Genomic DNA, 1,878 nt, shown 5'->3' on the forward strand with positions numbered 1-1,878 from the left:
AGACGACGGTACTGACAAAAACACCGCAAAAATCACCAGAAAACTCTTGCAATGCAGGAGCCACCCACAGAGGTCTTTCATTGATGGGTCAAGATGCTGCGTCCGCAGCCCGCTTTGCGGACATTCGCCGCGCGCTAAACATCCAAAGCCGCTCGAACTCACACAAGGCGGGCAGATTTGCCATAATTCACGATAGCAGGTATGTCTGCTCGGGGGGAAAGGCGCGATTTCTTTGCGGCACAGAGCACCCGCTGAAATAGCGAGTACGAGAATGCTTGGACTTGAGTCACTTGTGGCCGCTACCTTGGAAAACCGCGATGGACCGTGATGTGATCCACGAACAGATGCGCCAGGCTGTCCTTTGGGCTATTGGCCGGATAGATGGCATAGATGTCGATTTCGGGAAGCGCTTTGTCCGGCAGAATCTGTACCAGTCGTCCCGCGCGAATGTCCTGTGCCACAAGCTCGTGGGCTTCCACCATGAAGCCGAGCCCGTCTTCGACGAATTTGCGTGCCAGTGTGTAATTGTCTGCGGTCATAACGATACGTGGCTCTTGCTGCACCTCCGGGCCAGCAACGCGAGCCCACGGTATGGGTCGGGCGCGGACCCAGTCCCAACTGGATAGATCTTCAATAGACGTCGGACGTGGTCGCGCATCCGCGTAGGTCCGCGCCGCAAAGATACACAGCTGAAGCTGCCCGATCTTGCGCGCCTTGTAGCTGCTGTCGTCGAGGTCCTGCACCCGTCCCCGAATGGCCACGTCAAATCCTGATCCCTCGAGCGGCACATTGCTGTCGGTCAGGTGAATGTCGAGGTGGACATCGGGGTAAGCCGCGGAAAACCGCGTGTAGTTCTCGACAAGGGGGCTATGAGCCGTCGGCGTGGCGGCCGTGATTTTTAGTGTGCCCGAGGGCCGGTCGGCACGCCGTTGAACGGCGGACAGCCCGTCTGCCGCGGCCATCGACATCTTTTGGGCCGCCTCAAGAAGCTTTTCCCCAGCCTCCGTCAAAGACATGCGACGCGTCGAGCGATACAGCAATGGGGTCCCGAGCTGGTCTTCGAGTTTCGATACATGGTGACTTATCACGGAAGGTGACAGATTGAGGCGTTCGGCAGCTTTGCGAAAGGTGCCGAGTTCCGCAACGCACTGGAAGATGGCCATGTTCCGGAGGTGGTCGATCATTGTTCGATGTCATGAGATTATGAAATCGAATATGAGCGTATTCTGCGACAATAGCAAGTGTGCGAGCCTTCCGATGTCGCCAGTCCATCCCGGCACTGGCCTTCACCAGAAAGGAACAGAAATGACACTTTTGGTATCAGTCGTCCGCCGCACCGGCCCGCGCAGCCCAGAGGAGATGGAGGCTTACAAGACGGCACATCAAGAGGTTTTCGGGGCCTGCGCCGATGTTCCGAGGTTCTTACGGTCGCCCACTGACGACACCTTGGGGGCCGTTGTTGGCGAAGTGCACGACCTCGAGGAGTTGCGCCGCATCAGCCGCACGCCCGAAGGGGATGCTTTGATGCGCAAATACGGCTTTCTCGAGCAACTCGACTACTTCATCGAGGAGGCTTGAGCGATGCTGCGTCAGGTTCTCAGCGCTTTCACCGGACTTGGACCGCGCAAGGGGTGCGCCAGAACGCCGAGCCAGACAGCTCCAGGTCGCGATCCGCATGACCTCAAATTTCAAACGCTGCTCTACGCAAGACAGCATTTCAGCCATTTCGGGTGCGGTGTTCTCTGACCTGTGCGCGATAAGTGAGGCGGTCCATTGCAAGCGGTGGATCCCACTCTGCCTTTTGTCAATCCCGGAGCAAAATGGGTCAGTGAACCGGTGGAATAATCCCCAACGGCTGGGGTCTGGCGGGCGCCTTGG

Annotated in this window: 2 protein-coding genes; one reads left to right on the forward strand and one right to left on the reverse strand. The window is 58.0% G+C overall.

Features of this window, described 5'->3' with window-relative positions; all coding sequences use genetic code 11:
- Positions 1-299: 299 nt before the first annotated feature.
- Entirely contained in the window at positions 300-1,184 is an 885-nt protein-coding gene (locus KZZ07_RS26505; RefSeq protein WP_219519882.1) for a LysR family transcriptional regulator, read from the reverse strand.
- A 121-nt stretch (positions 1,185-1,305) separates the two neighbouring features.
- Between KZZ07_RS26505 and KZZ07_RS26510 the strand changes: the two genes are divergently transcribed.
- Complete coding sequence (locus KZZ07_RS26510) at positions 1,306-1,578, forward strand: hypothetical protein (protein ID WP_219519884.1); 273 nt, start codon at positions 1,306-1,308, stop codon at positions 1,576-1,578.
- The last annotated feature ends 300 nt before the right edge of the window (positions 1,579-1,878 follow it).

This window comes from Mameliella sp. CS4 (assembly GCF_019392335.1).
Taxonomy (GTDB): Bacteria; Pseudomonadota; Alphaproteobacteria; order Rhodobacterales; family Rhodobacteraceae; genus Antarctobacter.